Origin of the sequence: Saccharothrix variisporea, assembly GCF_003634995.1 — a bacterium.
GTDB classification, from domain to species: Bacteria; Actinomycetota; Actinomycetes; order Mycobacteriales; family Pseudonocardiaceae; genus Actinosynnema; species Actinosynnema variisporeum.
Window position 1 is genome coordinate 511,592 of record NZ_RBXR01000001.1, and the last position, 17,551, is coordinate 529,142.

Consider the following 17,551-nt stretch of genomic DNA (forward strand, 5'->3'; position numbering starts at 1 on the left):
CTCAGCGCGAGCGGGCGCGCAGGTGCGCCCGCTCGCCCTGCTGGCCGAACAGGGTCAGCAGCTCCACCGGGTGGGCGTCGGCGGCGTCGAAGAAGTGCGGCACGTGGGTGTCGAACTCGGCCGCCTCGCCCGGCTTGAGCACCAGGTCCTGCTCACCCAGGTACAGCCGCAGCTTCCCGTCCAGCACGTACATCCACTCGTACCCCTCGTGCACGCGCAGCTCCGGCTCCACGTGCGCCCGCACCCCGGGGATGATCATCTTGAACGCCTGCAACCCGCCCGCCCGCCGGGTCAGCGGGATGATCGTCCGCCCGCCCCGCCGCACCGGCTTGAGGTGCACCCGCGGGTCACCGGTGTTCGGCGCGCCGACCAGCTCGTCCAGCGGCACGCCGTGCGCGCGGGCCAGCGGCAGCAGCAGCTCCAGGTTCGCCCGCCGCTGCCCGCTCTCCAGCCGGGACAGCGTGCTCTCCGAGATCCCCGTCTCGGCCGCCAGCTCGGCCAGCGTCACCTCGCGCTGCTTGCGGATCGCCCGCAGCCGAGGCCCGACCGCCTTGAGCACGTCGTCGAAGTCGTCCACGCCGCCCAGCTTGCCGAACCGGCAACCGCCGGGCAAACCCTAGCGGTCCAGCAGCGCGAACACGCCCCAGCCCATGTACTCCCGCTGGTAGCGGACGTACTGCACCGGACCCCTGTGCAGTACGGCCCGCATCTGCTCGGCCAGCTCGTCGTCCGGGTTGGCGTCGAGCCACTGCCGGGTGTTGAGCCACTGGGCGGCGACGTAGCGGTCCCAGCTGTCCTGGTCGGCCAGCACCATCTCCACCACGTCGCAACCCAGGTCCCCGAACTGCGCGAGCAGCTCCGGCAGCGGCAGGAACTCGGCGGTGGAGCCGGCGTGGCACGCCCGCGCGGTGTCCTCGTCCTCGGGTGTGCGCCGCCAGTACGGGTGCCCGAGCAGCACCATCCCGCCGGGCCGCAGGCTGCGGCGCAACAGGTCCACGGTCCCCGCCACGCCGTCGCCGATCCACGCCGCCCCGATGCACGCGGCCACGTCGACCGGCTGCTCGGCCACGTACCCGGCGGCGTCGCCGTGCACGAACGACACCCGCGACTCCACGCCCAGCTCCTCCGCGCGGGTTCGCGCGGAGGCCAGGAAGACGGTGCTGATGTCCACGCCGACCCCGGCCACCCCGTGATCGCGCGCCCACGTGCACAGCAGCTCGCCGGTACCGCACGCCAGGTCCAGCACGGACGTGCCCGGCGGCAGCCGCAGCGCCGCGCCGAGGGTGGCGAGCTTGACGTCGTCGAACGGGTTGTGGACGCGGTGGTGGCTTTCGCGGATGGTGAAGCTGCGGTGCAGGTCCAAGCGGAACCCCCGGCGGTGCGGCGAGATCGGGACCCGCCGCACGCTAGCCACACCGCCCGAGCCCGTCGACTCAATTGCGGCTGACGTGCTCCGGGATCCGGGCACCCGCGGACAGCAGGCGCAGCTCTTCCCGCAACGCCTGCACCTCCTTGAGCACCCGCTGGTCCGGCGCGTCCGAATCGGACTCCATCGCGCTGCACACCACGGCGATGAACAGGTTCAGCATGGTGAACGTGCCGACCAGCAGGTAGCAGACGAAGAAGATCCACGCCAGCGGCTGCTGCACCATCAGGTCGCGCATCACGTCCGACCACCCGTCACCGGTGGTGATCTGGAACAGCGTCAGGATCGTCGCACCCAGGTCGGCGAACCGCTCGTCCCCGGCCCGCGCGAACAGGTTGTGCGCGATCACCGCGCCCACGTAGAGCAGCAACAGGAGCAACCCGGTCAACGACAGCAGCCCCGGCACCGACCGCACCAGCGCGCTGACCACCCGGCGCATGCTCGGCACCATCGACACCAACCGCAGCGCCCGCAGGATCCGCAACGACCGGACCACCGACAACGGCCCGGCCGCCGGCAGCAGCGACACCCCGACCACGACGAAGTCGAACAGGTTCCACGGATCGCGGAAGAACCGCGCCCGGTGCGCGAACAGCCGAGCCGCCAACTCGACCACGAACACCGCCAGCGCGATGTGGTCCACCGCGGCGAGCAGCCCGCCGAACCCGGCCACCAACGTCGGCGACGTCTCACACCCCAGCGCCACGGCGTTGACCACGATCACCGCGATGATCAACCGCTGGCACCGCTTGCCGTCCACGACCTCGGCGACCCGTTCGCGCACTGTCATCCGTCACCACTCCTCGCCCGATGGGACAACGACCCCCAATCGGCGGGTGGGTGCGAGGACTTGAGCCGGTTCACCTGCCCGAGTGATCGACAAAACCGCTAGAACGTGACGTTCAACGACCCCAGCCGGCGCTGCGCGGTCTGGGTGAACACCCAGTCGACCTCCTCGTAGTCCGGTCGCAGGTCCGGCACCTGTTCCCGCAGCACGGTGAAGCACACGTCGGCCTCCATCCGCGCCAGGGCCGCGCCCAGGCAGTAGAACGCGCCCAGGCCGAAGGCCGTGTGCCGGTTGGCGGAGCGGGTGATGTCGAACCTGTCCGGGTCCGCGAACACCTCCGGGTCGCGGTTGCCGGCCAGCATCGCCAGGTAGACGACCTTGCCCGCCGGGATCTCCTGGCCGCCGATCTCCACCGGTTCGGCGGTGACGCGCAGGATCATGCTCGCCGGGCCGTCGTAGCGCAGCATCTCCTCGACCGCGCTGCCCATCAGCTCGGGCTTCTCCTTGAGCAGCGCGTACTGGTCGGGGTTCTCGAACAGCAGGACCAGACCGTTGGCGATGAGGTTCGCGGTCGTCTCGTGGCCGGCGAACAGCAGGAGCACGCAGTTGGCGACGATCTCGTCCTCGTTCACCACGCCCTCGGCCTCGGCGGCGACGAACATGCTGATCAGGTCGTCGCGCGGGTCCTCGCGGCGAGCGGCGACCAGGCCGCGCACGTAGTCCTGCATCTCCAGAATGCTGCGCTGGCACCGGCGCAGGTTGTCCATGTCGGCGGGAGCGAAGATGGCCAGGATGTCCCTGGACCACGCCTGGAGCTTCTCGCGCTCGTCGGTGGGCATGCCGAGCATCTCGGCGATCACGTTGGCGGGCAACGGGTAGGCCAGGTCCCGCACGACGTCCATGCGGCCCTGGTCCTTGACCGCCGCGATCAGCTCCTCGGCCAGCTGCCGGACCCGCGGGCGCAGCTTGTTGACCGTGGACGGGGTGAAGTAGCGCTTGAGCAGCTGCTGGAAGCGCACGTGGTCGGTTTCGTTCGTGTGCCCCATCCACAGCCGCACGGACTGCAGGAGCGGGGCGAGCTCGTCGCGTTCTTCCTGGCTCAGCCGGTCCAGGCCCTGTCCCATGTTGGCCGGGACCAGCCTGCGGTCCTTGAGGGTAGCGACGATGTCGGCGTGGCGGGTCAGCAGGTAGCCGTTGAGGGGCTCGACCCACAGCACGGGGGCGTGCGCGCGGAGCTGGTGCAGCACCGGGTGCGGGTTCGCCATGAGTTCGGGGGTGAACAGGTCGAACGCGGGCGGCGCGATGGCTGAATCGCTCATGTCCGCAGTCTGGCCCGGCCGGCGCGCGCGGGGCGCGGGCCAGACGAGGGATTCGCCGCGCATCCGGAGTAACCCGAGACGTGTTCACGTCCGCGTGGGTCAGGCCTCCTCCGGCGGTTCGACGCCGTCGCGGTCGGCCCACTCCAGCAGCGGCTCGAGCGAGAAGGCCGAATCGTCGATGCCCGCGTGCAGGTCGCCCAGCTCGGCGAACCGGGCCGGCACGGTGGCGATGGTGCAGTCGCGCGGGTCCACGTCGTCGACCTCGTCCCAGCGCAGCGGGGTGGAGACGGTGGCCTCGGGGTTGCCGCGCACCGAGTACGCGGCGGCGATGGTGTGGTCGCGGGCGTTCTGGTTGTAGTCGACGAACAGGTCGCGCGGGTCGCGATCACGCCGCCACCACTCGGTCGTCACGTCGTCGGGCGCCCGCCGCTCGACCTCCCGCGCGAACGCCAACGCCGCCCGCCGCACCTCGGAGAACCCCCACTCGGGCTTGATCCGCACGTAGATGTGCAGGCCCCGCCCGCCGGAGGTCTTGGGCCACCCGACCGCGCCCAGCTCGTCCAACACCTCGCGCGCCACGTGCGCGACCCGCTGGACGCGGGAGAACGGGCAGTCCGGCATGGGGTCGAGGTCGATCCGCCACTCGTCGGGCTTCTCGGTGTCGGCGCGGCGCGAGTTCCACGGGTGGAACTCCACCGTGGACATCTGCACCGCCCACACCACGTCGGCGACGTCGGTCACGCACAGCTCGTCGGCGTGCCGGTTGTAGCGGGGGAAGTGCACCCGCACGGTCTGCACCCACGGCGGCGCCCCGGCCGGCAACCGCTTCTGGTGCACCTTCTCGCCACCGACCCCGGACGGGAACCGGTGCAGCATGCACGGCCGTTCGCGGAGGGCGCGGACGATCCCGTCGCCGACGGAGAGGTAGTAGTGGGCAAGGTCGAGCTTGGTCTCGCCGCGGGCGGGGAAGTAGACGCGGTCCGGGTTGGAGATCCGCACGGTGCGATCCCCGACCTCCAGTTCGACAGCAGGCGACTGGCCCATACCCGGAAACCTAACCCGAAACCGCCCTCGGCACAGCGAACCACCGCCGGGACGGGCTCTCGCGCGGGTGCGGCGGGCAGCAGGGCTGGGGCGGGCGGGGGAGGCGGGCGCGGCGTCGGGGGTTGCCGGATGTGGCTGCGATCACCTACCGTCCAGTAAAGGTGAATCGGATTCGCGTACCGGGGAGCGGCGCATGAGGTCGACCGTCACGTCCGTGCTCGCCTGCCTCGCCGCGGTGCTGGTGCTCGCCGGGCTGCCCGCCGCACAAGCCGAGACGACCGAGCCCTACCTCGTCGGCCGCGGCATCTCCGACGTCACCGGCCCCGCCGCCGAGAACGGCATGATGGGCTACTCCAAGTTCGACCAGAAGACCACCGGCATCCACCAGCGCCAACGTTCCCGCGCCTACGTGGTGGTCGACCGGTCGACTGCGAAACGGGTCGCCTACGTCAACGCCGACCTCGCCATGATCTTCCGCGCCGTCCAGGAAGGCGTGCTGGCCAAGCTCCAAGCCCGCTACGGCACCCTCTACACCCGCGAGAACGTCCTGCTCTCGGCCACCCACACCCACGCCGGCCCCGGCGGCTTCTCGCACAACCTCGCCTACAACCTCTCCATCCTCGGCATGCAACCCCAAACCCTGGCCGCGGTCACCGACGGCATCGCCGAATCCGTGATCAAGGCCCACGAAGACCTCAAGCCGGGCTCACTGTCGATCAACCGCGGCGAGCTCACCGACGCCAGCGTCAACCGCTCCCGCACCGCCTTCGAGCGCAACCCCGACAAGGCCCACTTCCCCGACGCCATCGACCCGGCCATGACCGTGCTCCGCCTGCGCCAAGGCGCGAAGGACGTCGGCGCGATCTCGTGGTTCGCCACCCACAACACGTCCATGACCAACGCCAACACCCTGATCAGCCCGGACAACAAGGGTTACGCGTCCTACCAGTGGGAGCACGACGACGCCGGCGTCCGCTACCTCGACACCAGCCCCGGCTTCGTCGCCGCCTTCCCCAACACCAACGCCGGCGACATGTCGCCCAACCTGAACCTGCGCCCCGGCTCCGGCCCGACCGAGGACGAGGTGGAGAACACCCGGATCATCGGCGAACGCCAGAACCGCAAGGCCCAGGAGATCTTCGCCGGCCCGCAGACCCCGCTGACCGGCGGCGTCGACTACCGCATGCGGTTCGTGGACATGGGCGCGGTCGCCGTGGACGGCCGCTACACCACCGACGGGCAGCCCGGCCGCACGTGCTCCGGCGTGGTCGGCGCGTCCACCTTCGCGGGCAGCACCGAGGACGGCCCGGCCCTCCCCGGCTTCACCGAAGGCATGCAGAGCCCGATCAAGTCCCTGCTCGAACCGCTCGGCGTCGAGGTCCCGCAGTGGCTCAAGGACTGCCAGTACCCCAAGGCCTCCGTCGTCCCGACCGGCCTGGTGCAGGCCACCCCGGACGTCCTGCCCCTCCAGATCGTCCGGATCGGGCAACTGCACCTGGTCGCCGTCCCCGGCGAGGTGACCATCGTCGCCGGCCTGCGCATCCGGCGGTCCGTCGCGGCGGAGCTGGGCGTGCCGCTGGAGGACGTCCTGATCCAGGGCTACGCCAACGACTACAGCCAGTACGTCACCACCCCGGAGGAGTACGACCTCCAGCAGTACGAGGGCGGCTCGACCCTGTTCGGCCGCAACACCACCCCCGCCTACCAGCAGGAGTTCGGCGAGCTCGCCGCCTCCCTGCGGGCCGGCACGCCCGTCCCGGCCGGTCCGACGCCCGGCAAGCCGCCGTTCACCGACCTCAACCTCCAGACCGGCGTGGTGTTCGACGACAAGGCCCCCTGGCACACCTTCGGCCAGGTCCTGACCGAACCCGCCGCCACCTACACCCGCGGCCAGACCGCCACCGCCGTCTTCGTCACCGGCCACCCCAAGAACGACCTGCGCCGCAACGGCACCTTCCTCGAGGTCCAACGCCTGGTCGACGGCACCTGGACCCGCGTGGCCGACGACGGCGACTGGTCCACCCGCTACCGCTGGCAGCGCCACGGGATCGCGAACTCCGAGGCCACGATCACCTGGACCATCCCCGCCGACACCCCGCCCGGCACCTACCGCCTGGTCCACCACGGCGACTGGAAGAGCGGGTGGACCGGCGCGATCACGCCCTTCACCGGCACCACCCGCCCCTTCACCGTGACCTGACCACCGCGGTCGACCGGGACCCGATCACACCGTGATCTTTCCCGCGCCCGCACCCGCCGACACGATCGACTTCACGTCGGCCGCGTTGTCCAGCGTGTACGAGTACGGGATCGCGCCCACCGACCCGGACGCCTGCGGCGCGCCCGAGCCGACGAAGAAGTTGTTGCGCTGCACCAACGTCCCCGCCGGCGACCCGGCGTACCCGACCAGCGTGGGCTCGTCGACGTTCTCGAAGTAGTTGCCCTCCACCAGGACGCCACCCTCGCAAGTGGACGCCACGCCGTACTCGTTGTCCCGGTAGTAGTTGTTGAACACGTGCACCGGGTTGCCGAACCGCACCCGCGGGTGCCGCGTGTTCGACCCGTCGAAGAAGTTGTGGTGGTAGGTGACCCGCAGGTGACCGCGGTCCTGGGAACCGTTGTCGTCGCTGTGGCCCAGCAGCATCGTCTTGCCGTGGTTGAACGTCCGGTTCCACGACACGGTCACGTAGTCCGACGCCCGCTTGATGTCCACCGCGCCGTCGTAGCCGTTGCTGAACGTGTTGTGGTCGATCCACACGTTGGTCGAGCCGGACTCGACGTTGATGGCGTCGTCGTCCCACCCGGTGAAGGTCAGGTTGCGCACGACGACGTTCTTCGACCCGCTCAGCGTCAGGCCGCACCCGGTGATGGTGACCCCGGACGCGCCCAGGATGGTCTTGTTCGACCCGACCCGGATCATCCCCGAGCACGAGAACGACCCGGTCACCCGGACCACCGCCGCACCCGTGCCCGACACGGCCGAGGCCAGCGCCGACGCGGAGTTGACCGACACGGCCGCCGCCGACCCGCCACCGGTCGTGCCGCCGTTCTGGGTGGCCCAGCCGACCAGACCGGTCGGCGCCGGCGGGGTGCCCGTGGTCGTGGTCGTCGTGGTGGTGGTCGTGGTCGTGCTCGTCGTCGTGGTGGACCCCGTGCACGCCACGCCGTTGAGCGTGAACGACGTCGGGGCGGGGTTGCTGCCCGTCCACGTCCCGTTGAACCCGAGGGCCGCCGTCGCGCCGGTGCCCAGCCCGGCGTTCCACGACGCGTTGGTCACCGTCACCGTGCTCCCGGACTGGCTGAAGGTGCCGTTCCAGCCCTGGTCGACCCGCTGTCCCGCGCCGAAGTCCCACTTCAGGGTCCAGCCGTCGAGGCGGTCACCGAGGTTGGTGACCACCACTTCCGCGCCGAACCCGCCCTGCCACTGGTTGGTCACCTTGTAGTCGACCCGGCACCCGGTCGCCGCGCCGGCACTGGCGCCCCCCACGAGCACCAGTGCCGCCGGGACCAGGGCCGCGGCGGCCACCGCCACCATTCTCACAACCGTGCGGGAACGATTCGCCTCAAGCGATCCCATGCACGCCTCCTTGCGTGTCAAAGGTGAGTTCATGCAGGTGAACAAGCTGGGAGCGCTCCCAGTCCGGCACGCTAACGCAACCCTTTCGAAACCTGCAAGAAAGTTCACGTCGTTGAACCGGTCGGCTGGTCGAGGAGGTGAACGGCACCGTGCGGAGTCACCCGCCTACTTTCGTAGGTGTGGCCGGACCGTTTGGCCGGGTTAACGTTGCGCCGGTCCGGCGGAATCCGCCGGACCGGCGTCACAGGAATGTCACCGCGGGCATTCCCGGTGATTTTCCCTGCCGCCACCACCAGTTTTGTCGAACCCTGCGACGAAAGCTGACAAAACGATGAAGATCCGCACTCTCGGCGCCCTCGTGGGCGTCGCGGTCGGGGCCGCCCTGCTGACCCCCACCGCCTCCGCAGCGCCGGACTACGACCCGGCGATGCTCTCCGCACTGGCCGCCGAACTGGGCACCACGCCCGCCCAGGCCGCCGACCGCCTCGACCGCGAGAAGGCCCAGGCCGGCACGCTGGCCGACCTGCGCGACCGCGGCGTGTCCGTGGACGGCGCGTACTTCGACCGGTCCGGCACGCTCGTGGTCAACACCACCGACGCCGCCGCCGTGTCCTCGGCGGGCCTGACCGCGCGCACCGGCGTGCGCGGCGAGAAGGCCCTCGACGCCCTGGCCGCCCGCGTCGAGCAGGTCATCGGCTCGGACGTCACCCAGGTGCAGGCCTTCGGGCCGGACCTGGTGGCCGACCGGGTCGTCGTCACCGTCGAGCCGGACGCCTCGTCCGCGCTGGTCGCGAAGCTGTCCCGGATCGACGGCGTGGCCGTGGAGCGGGGCGCCGCGCGCCTGGCCCCGCAGGCCGACGTGGTGCCGGGCCGGATCATGGACCTGGTGCCCGGCACGAACTGCTCGCTGGGCTTCAACGGCACCCGCAACGGCCAGAAGGTGCTGCTCACCGCTGGTCACTGCGTCGTGGGCAACCCGGACATCCTGGACGCCAACGGCACCCACATCGGCAAGGGCATCGCCACCCGCTTCCCGTCCGCGGACATGGGCCTGATGTCGGTCGACGCGGAGGACACCCAGCGCGCCTACGTCGACACCCGCAAGGGCACCACGGTCGCCGTGCGCGGCATGTCCAAGGCCCCGGTGGGCACCTCGCTGTGCAAGGCGGGCAACACCACCGGCTGGACCTGCGGCACGATCTCCGGCTACAACTACACCGTCCGCTACTCCGGTCAGAGCACGTCCACCAAGGGCCTGGCCCGCTCCACGGTGTGCACCGAGGGCGGTGACAGCGGTGGCGCGTACATCGCCGGCAACACCGCCCAGGGCATGACCTCCGGCGGCCCGGCCGACGGCCACGACTGCGGCTGGAACCAGGGCTCGAACGCCACCGGTTCCTATTCCTACTACCAGCCGGTCGTCGACGCCGCGAACTACTACGGCGTCACCCTGCTGACCTCCTGATCCGGTCACGGGAAATGCGGTGGCACGAGGGCGTGCCACCGCATTTCTCACCGCCGCTTCTCGCCCCACTTCCGCATCAGCGCCAACACCCGCAAGCCCACCGAGGGCGCCACTGCCCCGAGCCGCGCCATGCCCGCCCGGTGCGCGGGGACGGCCCGCACCAGTCGCCGCCCGTCCAGCAGCGCCACCGCCGCGTCGGCGACCTCGTCGGGTGGCAGCAGCCCGCCGCCGGAGAACAGGATCGCGGAGTCCTCGTCGTCCCTGACCCGGTCGACCATCGCGGTGTCGGCGGCGTCCGGGCACAGCGTGTGCACCCGGATCGGGACGCCCGCCAGGTCCAGGTCGCCTTGCAGGCTGGTACCGAAGTTCAGCACGGCCGCCTTGGTCGCCGCGTACACCGCCAGGCCCGGCACCGGCCCGTAGGCGGACATGGAGGCGATGTTGAGGATGCGCCCGCCGCTTCCGCGCATGGTCTCCACGGCCACCCGTGAGCCGTGGACCACGCCGAGCAGGTTGACCTCGACCATCCTGCGCACCACGTCGTCGTCCTGCTCCCACACCGGCCCGGTGGCCAGCACCCCCGCGTTGTTCACCCACACCGCGACCCGGCCGTACCGCCGCGCGGCGTCGGCGACCGCCCGGTGCGCGGCGGGATCGCGGACGTCGGCCACCACTCCGTGCGCGCCGAACCGCGACACGACCTCCTCGACCACCGGGTCCACGTCCGTCGCCACCACGGCGTACCCGCGCTCGGCCAGCCGCCGCGCGATCCCCAGCCCGAACCCGCGCGCCGCCCCGGTCACCACCGCCACCTCGCCCATACCCGCAGATGCAACCACGACCTGCGCATTCCGCGAACCCGCACGTGGGAGCGGTGCCGATGGGTACACTCCCCGCTTTCCCCGAACGGGAGGGGTAGTGCGGTGGGGGCACCGGTGAGCATCCGCGACGTCGCGACGCGGGCGCGGGTGTCGGTGGGCACCGTGTCCAACGTGCTCAACCGGCCCGACCTGGTCGCGCCCGCGACCCGGGAACGGGTGCTCGGCGCGATCAGCGAACTGGGGTTCGTGCGCAACGACGCCGCCCGCCAGCTGCGCTCGGGCACACCCCGGGCCATCGGCCTGGTCGTGCTGGACGTGGGCAACCCGTTCTTCACCGACGTGGCGCGCGGCGTGGAGGACACCGCCAGCGACGCCGGGCACGCGGTGATCCTGTGCAACAGCGACGACAACGCGCAACGCGAGGCCCGGCACGTCGAACTGCTGGCCGAGCAGCGCGTGCACGGGGTGCTCATCACGCCCGTGGACACCGACGCCCCGGTGCGCAGGCTGCGCGAACGCGGCCTGTCGGTGGTGCTGCTGGACCACCCGACCGACAACCCGGACCTGTGCTCGGTGGCCGTGGACGACCGCGCCGGCGGGCGGCTGGCCGTGACGCACCTGATCACCGAGGGCCACCGGCGGATCGTGATGGTCAACGGGCCGGAGAGCCTGCACCAGGCGCGGGAACGGCTGGTCGGCGCGCGGGAGGCCGCGCACGTGGCCGGACTGGAGGTCGAGGAGCTGCGCGTGCCCGCGCTCAACGTCGCCGCCGGGCAGCGCGTCGCGCGGGCGCTGCTGGACCGGGAGGTCCGGCCCGAGGCGGTGTTCTGCGCCAACGACCTGGTCGCACTGGGACTGCTCCAGGTGCTGGTGCGGGAGGGCGTGCGGGTGCCCGCGGAGATGGCCGTCGTCGGCTACGACGACATCGACTTCGCCGCGGCGGCGGCCGTGCCGCTGACCTCGGTGCGCCAGCCACGCGAACTGATCGGCCGCACCGCCGCGTCCCTGGTGATCGAGGAGACGATGGCGCCGGCCGAGCACCGGCACCGGCACGTCCAGTTCCGGCCCGAGCTGGTGGTCCGCGAGTCCAGCCGCCGGTGACCGGACCCTCACCCCTCGACAGACCGGCTCGCCGTTCCGACTCGACTTCCTCCGTTCACCAAGGGTTCACCCGACCATGCCCCGTTCGAGCGTCAAACGAGTCGAACGGGATGCAAGATCGCGAGCGACTGGGGACGAGGGGGGTAGGCCGTGAAGCGCCGGTTGTCCATCGGCTTGGCCGTGGTGCTGTTGCTCGCCGTCGTGGCGGTGGTGGTCTGGGGAGGCGACGACGAGCAGCCCCAAGAGCAGCTCACCACCGTGCGGGGCGTGATCGGCTCCGAGAAGCAGGCCTTCTTCACCGACCCGCGCGTGGTCGAGGCCTTCGCCAAGCACAAGCTCAAGGTCGAGGTCGACACGGCCGGGTCCCGCCAGATCGCCACCACCGTCGACCTGGGCAAGTACGAGTTCGCGTTCCCCTCCTCCTCGCCCGCCGCGCAGAAGATCCAGCGCGACCGCAAGGTCACCACGGTGCACACGCCGTTCCAGTCGCCGATGGCGGTCGCGACCTTCGAGCCCATCGTGCAGCTCCTGGAAGCCAACGGCGCGGTGCGCAAGGGCGCGGGCGACTACCAGGTGCTCGACATCGCCAAGTACCTGGAACTGTCCGACAAGCGCTGGGACCAGCTCCCCGGCAACACCGCCTACCCCGCCCGCAAGAACGTCCTGATCACCACCACCGACCCGCGCGAGTCCAACTCGGCCGCCATGTACCTGGCGATCGTGTCGTTCGTGGCCAACGGCAACGCGGTGGTCAGCAGCGCCGAGCAGGAGGCCAAGGTGCTGCCGCGCATCTCGAAGCTGTTCCTCGACCAGGGCTACACCCAGAACAGCACCGAGGGCCCGTTCGAGGACTACCTGTCCGCCGGCATGGGCAAGACCCCGATGGCGCTGGTCTACGAGTCGCAGTACGTGGACCGCCTGATCCGCGCCGACGGCTCCATCCGCCCGGACATGCGCATGCTCTACACGGCACCCACCGTGTACTCCAAGCACACGCTGATCCCGTTGTCGCCCAACGGTGACCGTGTCGGCCAGCTGCTGGCCACCGACCCGGACCTGGGTCGCCTCGCCGCGACCTTCGGGTTCCGCACCACCAACCCGAAGCTGTTCGCCGAGGTCGCGCAGGGCAAGGCGCCGGCGGACCTGGTGGACGCGGTCGAGCCGCCGTCGTTCGAGACGCTCGAACGGCTGCTCGACGAGGTGAAGAAGCAGTACTGACATGACCGAGCAGCCCATCGAACCGGTCACCGCCGAGCACGCCGTCGGACTGGTCGCGCTCGACCCGCAGACCCGCGAGGACATCGCCCGAAGAGCCGCGGAGTTCGCCGAGCGGCTGCAAGCACTCGACGTCCGGTCACCGCACTTCGCCGACCGGCTGGAGGAACTGCTGGCGGTCGGCGAGGCGGACATGCGCACGGCCGCCGGCGTCGCGCGCACCCTGCTCGACCGCGCGGTCACCGAGCACTCCACCCCGCGCAACCCGATCACCACCACCCTCGCCGGCCTGCGCCGCACGGTGAACGAGCTGGACCCGGCGAAGCTGCCGCTGACCGGCCGCAAGCTGCTCGGCGTGTTCCCGGCCGCCGGGGCGGCGAAGAAGGCCCTGGACCGCTACCGCGCCGCCCACGAACCCGTGCAGGCGCTGGTGCTGGAACTGCGGCAGCGCCAGGACGCCCTGCGCCGCGACAACGCCGCCGTGAAGGGCGAGCGGGAACGGCTGTGGCAGGCGATGACCCGGCTGGCCGAGGCCGCCGCGTTCGCCGGCGCCGTGGACGCGGCGGTCGAGCGGCAGGCCGACGTGTTCGACCTGACCGACCCCGGACGCGCCCAGACCCTGCGCGCCGACGCCCTGCACCCGATCCGCCAGCGCCACCAGGACCTGCTCACCCAGCTCGCGGTCAGCGCCCAGGGCTACCTCGCGCTGGACCTGGTGCGCCGCAACAACGACGAGCTGATCCGGGGCGTCGAACGCGCGGTGACCACCACCATGACCGCGCTGCGCACCGCGCTGGTCATCGCCTCCGCCCTGGTCAACCAGCGGGACGTGCTGGACGAGGTCGCCGCCCTGCGCGCCACCACCGACGGCCTGATCCGCGCCAACACCGAGCTCATCGGGTTGCAGGGCGCGGAGATCCAGCGCGCCTCCAGCGACCCGGCGGTGGCCGCGGAGACCATCCGGGCGTCGTTCGACCGGATCTACGCCGCCCTGGACGCCGTGGACGGCCACCGGGCCGAAGCGGTGCGGGCGATGGCCGCGACCGTCGAGTCGCTGTCGGGGGAGATCCGCCGCGCCGAGGACCACCTGCGGCGCTCGCACGAGGGGGACCGATGAGGAAGGCACTGGCGCTGCTGCTGGCCGCGGGGCTGCTGGCGGCGTGCACGGACGACGACCCGAACCCCGGGCAGCCGGTCGGCCCGGCCGAACCCGGCACGCTGCGGGTCCTGGCCGGCAGCGAGCTGGCCGACATGCAGCCCGTGCTGGAGGAGGCGGCCAAGGCGACCGGCGTGAGCGTGAAGTTCAGCTTCACCGGCACGCTGGAGGGCGCGGAGTCGCTGGCCTCCGGCGCGGCGGACGGCGCTTACGACGCCGTGTGGTTCTCCTCCAACCGGTACCCGGCGGCGATCCCCGAGGCCGCCAAGCGCCTGGGCAACCAGGTCAAGATCATGGCCTCGCCCGTGGTGCTGGGCCTGTCCACCTCGGCCGCGCGGCGGCTGGGCTTCGCGGACCGCCCGGTCGGGTGGGCCGAGATCGCCGAGAAGGCCGGGCAGAAGGCGTTCACCTACGGCATGACCGACCCGTCCGCGTCCAACTCCGGGTTCTCCGCCCTGGTCGGCGTGGCCTCCGCGCTGGCGGGTGCGGGCAACGCGGTGGACGCGAACCAGGTCGCCGCCGTGACGCCGAAGCTGACCGAGTTCTTCAGCGCCCAGGCCCTGTCGTCGGGGTCGTCGGGCTGGCTGTCCGACGCGTTCCGCAAGCGCGCGCAGGACCCCGGCACCAGGATCGACGGGCTGATCAACTACGAGTCCGTGCTGCTGTCGCTCAACGCCTCCGGCGGCCTGCCCGAGCCGTTGACGATCATCCACCCCAGCGACGGCGTGGTCACCGCCGACTACCCGCTGACCCTGCTCACCGGCGCCGGCGACGACGCCCGCGGCGCCCACCAGCGGCTCACCGACCACCTGCGCACCCCCGACGTGCAGCGCCGCATCGCCGAGACCACCCACCGCCGCCCGGTCGTGCCCGGCGTCGAGCTGGGCGCCCAGTTCACCGCGAAGGACCTGGTGGAACTGCCGTTCCCGGCGACCCGCGACGCCGTGGACGCCCTGCTGTCGGCGTACTTCAACAAGATCCGCCGCCCGTCGCGCACCTTGTACGTGGTGGACACGTCCGGTTCGATGGCGGGGGAGCGGATCGAAGCGCTGCGCGCGTCCCTGGTCGGCCTGACCGGCGCGGACTCCTCGCTCACCGGCCGCTTCCGCGGCTTCCGCAACCGCGAGGAGGTGACGATCATGCCGTTCAACACCACGCCGCAGCAGCCGCGCACGTTCGTCGTCCCCGAGCAGGACCCGCAGGCGGTGCTGGACGAGATCAAGGCCTTCGCCGGCGGCCTGCAGGCGGGCGGCGGCACCGCCATCTACGACAGCCTCGACCGGGCCTACGAGGTGCTGGAGCCGTTGCTGGCCAAGGACCCCGACCGGTTCCACTCGATCGTGCTGATGACCGACGGCGAGAACGCCAACGGCCGGGACTTCTCCGGGTTCGAGAGCGGCTTCTCCCGCGTGCCCGCGCAGGTCCGGCGGGTGCCGGTGTTCACCGTGCTGTTCGGCGAGGGCAGCAGCGACGAGCTGGGCCGGGTCGCGGACCTGACCGGCGGCAAGGTCTTCGACGCCCGCGCCACGCAGCTGTCCGACGTGTTCAAGGAGATCCGCGGCTACCAATGATCCGCAACCGGGGCTTGATCCGCTACCTGGGCTCGACCAAGAACCTGGTCGGCTGCGTCGGCGGCCTGCTGGGCGTGGCCCTGCACCTGACCGGCGTGGTCGGCTCGTGGTGGCCGGCGGTGGTCGCGGGCCTGTACGGGGTCGGCGCGCTGCTGGCCCCGCCGGAGAAGGTGCACCTGGTGCCGGTCGACGCGACCACCGAGGCCGGCCAGGTGCGCGCCGACCTGTCCAGCCTGGTCGGAGACGTCACCGCGCAGGCCTCCCGCATGCCGGCATCCACCGTGGACAGTGTCCGCCGGGTCGCGGAGGTCCTCGACGACATGCTCGGCAAGCCGGACCGGCTGGCCGGCGACCCCGACGTCCGCCACGACCTGGTCCGCCTGGCCCGCACGGACCTGCCGCTGTCCGTGCAGACCTACCTCAACCTGCCGTGGTGGCTGTCGGCCCAACGCGGCGCGGCCGACGAGCTGGTCGCACAGCTGGAGCTGTTGGAGGGCCAGGCCCGACAGCTGGCCGAGCGCTTCTACGCCTCGGACGTGCACCGCCAGTCCGACCACGGCCGGTACCTGCGCGACCAGCACGACTGACGCTGATGTCGAATTCCGGCCAGACAACGCCCCACGCCCCGGCGAAGCTGGTGCCCGCACAACGGATCGTTCTCGAGGGGGAACCGGGGAAATGTCACAGCAGGACAAGGCGAAGGCGTTCCGCGACCTGCACACCGGCCCGGTGCTGGTGCTGCCCAACGCGTGGGACGCGGCCTCCGCCCGGCTGGTCGAGCACGCGGGCGCGGCGGCGGTCGCCACGACCAGCGCGGGCGTGTCGTGGAGCCTGGGCGCGGCCGACGGCGGCCACCTGGACCGGGAGCCGGCGGTGCGGGCGGTGGAACGGGTCGTGCGGGCGGTGTCGGTGCCGGTGACCGCGGACGTCGAGGGCGGTTTCGACGACCCGGCGCGCACGGTCCGCGAGGTGCTCGCCGCCGGCGTCGTGGGCATCAACATCGAGGACAGCGCCGCCGGCCGGCTGCTGGACGTCACCGACCACGCCGCCCGCCTGCGCGTGGTGCGGCAGGCGGCGGACGACGCGGGCGTGGACCTGTTCGTCAACGCCCGCATCGACGTCTACCTCTTCGGCGACCGCACGGTGGACACGGTCCTGCGCCGCGCGGAGGCGTTCCTGGCGGCCGGCGCGGACGGCGTGTTCGTGCCCGGCGTCACCGACCCGGACACCATCGCCGCCCTGGTCGGAGGCCTGGACGCCCCGCTCAACGTGATGGCCGGGCCGGGCGCGCCGTCGATCGCCGAGCTGGCCGCGCTGGGCGTGGCCCGGGTGAGCGTCGGCCAGGCCATCGCGGAGGCCGCGTACGGGGTGGCGCTGGAGGCGGCCCGCCGCGTGCTGGCCGACGAGGGCTACCCGTCGGGCGCGGTGGACTACGGCCGGATGAACGCCCTGCTCACCACTCCAGGAGCTTGACGAACGAGTCGAGGTCGTACCGCGCGTCGCCGAGGGTCACGGTGCCGGTCCGGGCGTCCAACACGACCGCCCGCCCGTCACCGTCCTCGGCGACCGTCACACGCTCGTCCACAGTGGACTTGACTTCGTCGGGGGAGAACACGGTCAACCGCGTCCCGTCCGCCAGGAACCCCGCCCGGAACCACGACTCGCCCGCCAGGTACTCCCGCCACCCGTCCGGCAGCCCGGTCCCGGCCACCCCGGCCCGGTACTCGCTCTCGCACACGATCGGTCCGACGATGTGCGCGTTGAACTCGTCCAGGTCCTCGGCGGGCACCCAGTGCTCCAGCACATCCCGCCCGCCGGCCTGCTGCACGGGGTAGCGGGCGAGGAACTCGGCGTCCACGGCGAACCGCGTCACGTACCCGACACCCTCGGCGGGCACGTTCCACTCCCGCGCGATTCTCACCGCGTACCAGCGGTTGGCCACGGGGTAGAAGATCGGCTGGTCGGGCAGCCGCGGCGGCCAGGCCCGCCAGCCGGAGCCTGCGACCAGGTCCAACTCGGCCTGCCCGGTCGGCCGCCACAGCGTCACGGTGTCGTTCACGCGCGGCAGC

16 protein-coding genes are annotated in these 17,551 nt (G+C 71.7%); 8 read left to right on the forward strand and 8 right to left on the reverse strand.

Annotated features, from left to right (window positions below; translation table 11 throughout):
- Nucleotide 1: 1 nt before the first annotated feature.
- From DFJ66_RS02295 to ligD, 5 genes are all read right to left on the reverse strand, one after another.
- Entirely contained in the window at nucleotides 2-577 is a 576-nt protein-coding gene (locus DFJ66_RS02295; RefSeq protein WP_121230521.1) for a helix-turn-helix domain-containing protein, read from the reverse strand.
- Nucleotides 578-616: 39 nt separating this feature from the next.
- Nucleotides 617-1,405, reverse strand: coding sequence for an SAM-dependent methyltransferase (locus DFJ66_RS02300; RefSeq protein WP_246029533.1), 789 nt, complete (start codon nucleotides 1,403-1,405; stop codon nucleotides 617-619).
- Between the two features lie 28 nt (nucleotides 1,406-1,433).
- Nucleotides 1,434-2,216 (reverse strand): ion transporter, encoded by a 783-nt coding sequence (locus DFJ66_RS02305; RefSeq protein WP_121217475.1) that lies wholly within the window; start codon nucleotides 2,214-2,216, stop codon nucleotides 1,434-1,436.
- A 98-nt stretch (nucleotides 2,217-2,314) separates the two neighbouring features.
- A complete protein-coding gene (locus DFJ66_RS02310; protein WP_246029534.1) occupies nucleotides 2,315-3,532 on the reverse strand; it encodes a cytochrome P450 in 1,218 nt (405 codons plus the stop codon).
- A 99-nt stretch (nucleotides 3,533-3,631) separates the two neighbouring features.
- Nucleotides 3,632-4,576: a non-homologous end-joining DNA ligase gene (gene ligD / locus DFJ66_RS02315; protein ID WP_121217479.1), complete on the reverse strand. Its 945-nt coding sequence runs from the start codon at nucleotides 4,574-4,576 to the stop codon at nucleotides 3,632-3,634.
- Nucleotides 4,577-4,769: 193 nt separating this feature from the next.
- On the opposite strand from ligD, the gene DFJ66_RS02320 reads away from it, so the two are divergent.
- Complete coding sequence (locus DFJ66_RS02320) at nucleotides 4,770-6,776, forward strand: neutral/alkaline ceramidase (RefSeq protein ID WP_121217481.1); 2,007 nt, start codon at nucleotides 4,770-4,772, stop codon at nucleotides 6,774-6,776.
- Nucleotides 6,777-6,800: 24 nt separating this feature from the next.
- Here the strand turns inward: DFJ66_RS02320 and DFJ66_RS02325 are convergent, their stop codons facing one another.
- A complete protein-coding gene (locus DFJ66_RS02325; protein ID WP_121217483.1) occupies nucleotides 6,801-8,111 on the reverse strand; it encodes a pectate lyase family protein in 1,311 nt (436 codons plus the stop codon).
- A 373-nt stretch (nucleotides 8,112-8,484) separates the two neighbouring features.
- Between DFJ66_RS02325 and DFJ66_RS02330 the strand changes: the two genes are divergently transcribed.
- Nucleotides 8,485-9,618, forward strand: a complete 1,134-nt coding sequence (locus tag DFJ66_RS02330; protein WP_121217485.1) for a trypsin-like serine protease — start codon at nucleotides 8,485-8,487, stop codon at nucleotides 9,616-9,618.
- 47 nt (nucleotides 9,619-9,665) lie between these two features.
- On the opposite strand, the gene DFJ66_RS02335 is transcribed toward DFJ66_RS02330, so the two are convergent.
- The gene (locus tag DFJ66_RS02335) at nucleotides 9,666-10,439 is read right to left on the reverse strand and encodes an SDR family NAD(P)-dependent oxidoreductase (protein WP_121217487.1); all 774 of its coding nucleotides are present in this window, start codon (nucleotides 10,437-10,439) and stop codon (nucleotides 9,666-9,668) included.
- A gap of 102 nt (nucleotides 10,440-10,541) precedes the next feature.
- On the opposite strand from DFJ66_RS02335, the gene DFJ66_RS02340 reads away from it, so the two are divergent.
- The 6 genes from DFJ66_RS02340 (at nucleotide 10,542) to DFJ66_RS02365 (ending at nucleotide 16,955) form a co-directional block, all read left to right on the forward strand.
- A complete protein-coding gene (locus DFJ66_RS02340) occupies nucleotides 10,542-11,540 on the forward strand; it encodes a LacI family DNA-binding transcriptional regulator (RefSeq protein ID WP_121217489.1) in 999 nt (332 codons plus the stop codon).
- 150 nt (nucleotides 11,541-11,690) lie between these two features.
- On the forward strand, nucleotides 11,691-12,758 hold the full coding sequence (locus DFJ66_RS02345) for a hypothetical protein (RefSeq protein ID WP_121217491.1): 1,068 nt from the start codon (nucleotides 11,691-11,693) through the stop codon (nucleotides 12,756-12,758).
- A gap of 1 nt (nucleotide 12,759) precedes the next feature.
- A complete protein-coding gene (locus DFJ66_RS02350) occupies nucleotides 12,760-13,872 on the forward strand; it encodes a toxic anion resistance protein (protein WP_121217493.1) in 1,113 nt (370 codons plus the stop codon).
- The gene (locus tag DFJ66_RS02355; protein ID WP_121217495.1) at nucleotides 13,869-15,482 is read left to right on the forward strand and encodes a VWA domain-containing protein; all 1,614 of its coding nucleotides are present in this window, start codon (nucleotides 13,869-13,871) and stop codon (nucleotides 15,480-15,482) included. Before DFJ66_RS02350 ends, DFJ66_RS02355 begins: the two co-directional genes overlap by 4 nt.
- Nucleotides 15,479-16,069 carry a hypothetical protein gene (locus DFJ66_RS02360; RefSeq protein ID WP_170199086.1) on the forward strand — a complete coding sequence of 197 codons (591 nt, stop codon included), beginning with the start codon at nucleotides 15,479-15,481 and terminating at the stop codon, nucleotides 16,067-16,069. Before DFJ66_RS02355 ends, DFJ66_RS02360 begins: the two co-directional genes overlap by 4 nt.
- A 91-nt stretch (nucleotides 16,070-16,160) precedes the next feature.
- Nucleotides 16,161-16,955 carry an isocitrate lyase/PEP mutase family protein gene (locus tag DFJ66_RS02365; protein ID WP_121217497.1) on the forward strand — a complete coding sequence of 265 codons (795 nt, stop codon included), beginning with the start codon at nucleotides 16,161-16,163 and terminating at the stop codon, nucleotides 16,953-16,955.
- Here the strand turns inward: DFJ66_RS02365 and DFJ66_RS43290 are convergent.
- On the reverse strand, nucleotides 16,936-17,541 hold the full coding sequence (locus DFJ66_RS43290) for a hypothetical protein (RefSeq protein WP_211350938.1): 606 nt from the start codon (nucleotides 17,539-17,541) through the stop codon (nucleotides 16,936-16,938). The two genes, DFJ66_RS02365 and DFJ66_RS43290, sit on opposite strands and share 20 nt — an antisense overlap.
- Nucleotides 17,542-17,551: the final 10 nt, after the last annotated feature.

What these genes read in the sequence shown, in the direction of transcription:
- DFJ66_RS02305 (WP_121217475.1), bottom strand. Translation starts at nt 2,216, where the DNA reads ATGACAGTGCGCGAACGGGTCGCCGAGGTCGTGGACGGCAAGCGGTGC.
- DFJ66_RS02310 (WP_246029534.1), bottom strand. Translation starts at nt 3,532, where the DNA reads ATGAGCGATTCAGCCATCGCGCCGCCCGCGTTCGACCTGTTCACCCCC.
- ligD (WP_121217479.1), bottom strand. Translation starts at nt 4,576, where the DNA reads ATGGGCCAGTCGCCTGCTGTCGAACTGGAGGTCGGGGATCGCACCGTG.
- DFJ66_RS02320 (WP_121217481.1), top strand. Translation starts at nt 4,770, where the DNA reads ATGAGGTCGACCGTCACGTCCGTGCTCGCCTGCCTCGCCGCGGTGCTG.
- DFJ66_RS02325 (WP_121217483.1), bottom strand. Translation starts at nt 8,111, where the DNA reads ATGGTGGCGGTGGCCGCCGCGGCCCTGGTCCCGGCGGCACTGGTGCTC.
- DFJ66_RS02330 (WP_121217485.1), top strand. Translation starts at nt 8,485, where the DNA reads ATGAAGATCCGCACTCTCGGCGCCCTCGTGGGCGTCGCGGTCGGGGCC.
- DFJ66_RS02335 (WP_121217487.1), bottom strand. Translation starts at nt 10,439, where the DNA reads ATGGGCGAGGTGGCGGTGGTGACCGGGGCGGCGCGCGGGTTCGGGCTG.
- DFJ66_RS02350 (WP_121217493.1), top strand. Translation starts at nt 12,760, where the DNA reads ATGACCGAGCAGCCCATCGAACCGGTCACCGCCGAGCACGCCGTCGGA.
- DFJ66_RS02355 (WP_121217495.1), top strand. Translation starts at nt 13,869, where the DNA reads ATGAGGAAGGCACTGGCGCTGCTGCTGGCCGCGGGGCTGCTGGCGGCG.
- DFJ66_RS02360 (WP_170199086.1), top strand. Translation starts at nt 15,479, where the DNA reads ATGATCCGCAACCGGGGCTTGATCCGCTACCTGGGCTCGACCAAGAAC.
- DFJ66_RS02365 (WP_121217497.1), top strand. Translation starts at nt 16,161, where the DNA reads ATGTCACAGCAGGACAAGGCGAAGGCGTTCCGCGACCTGCACACCGGC.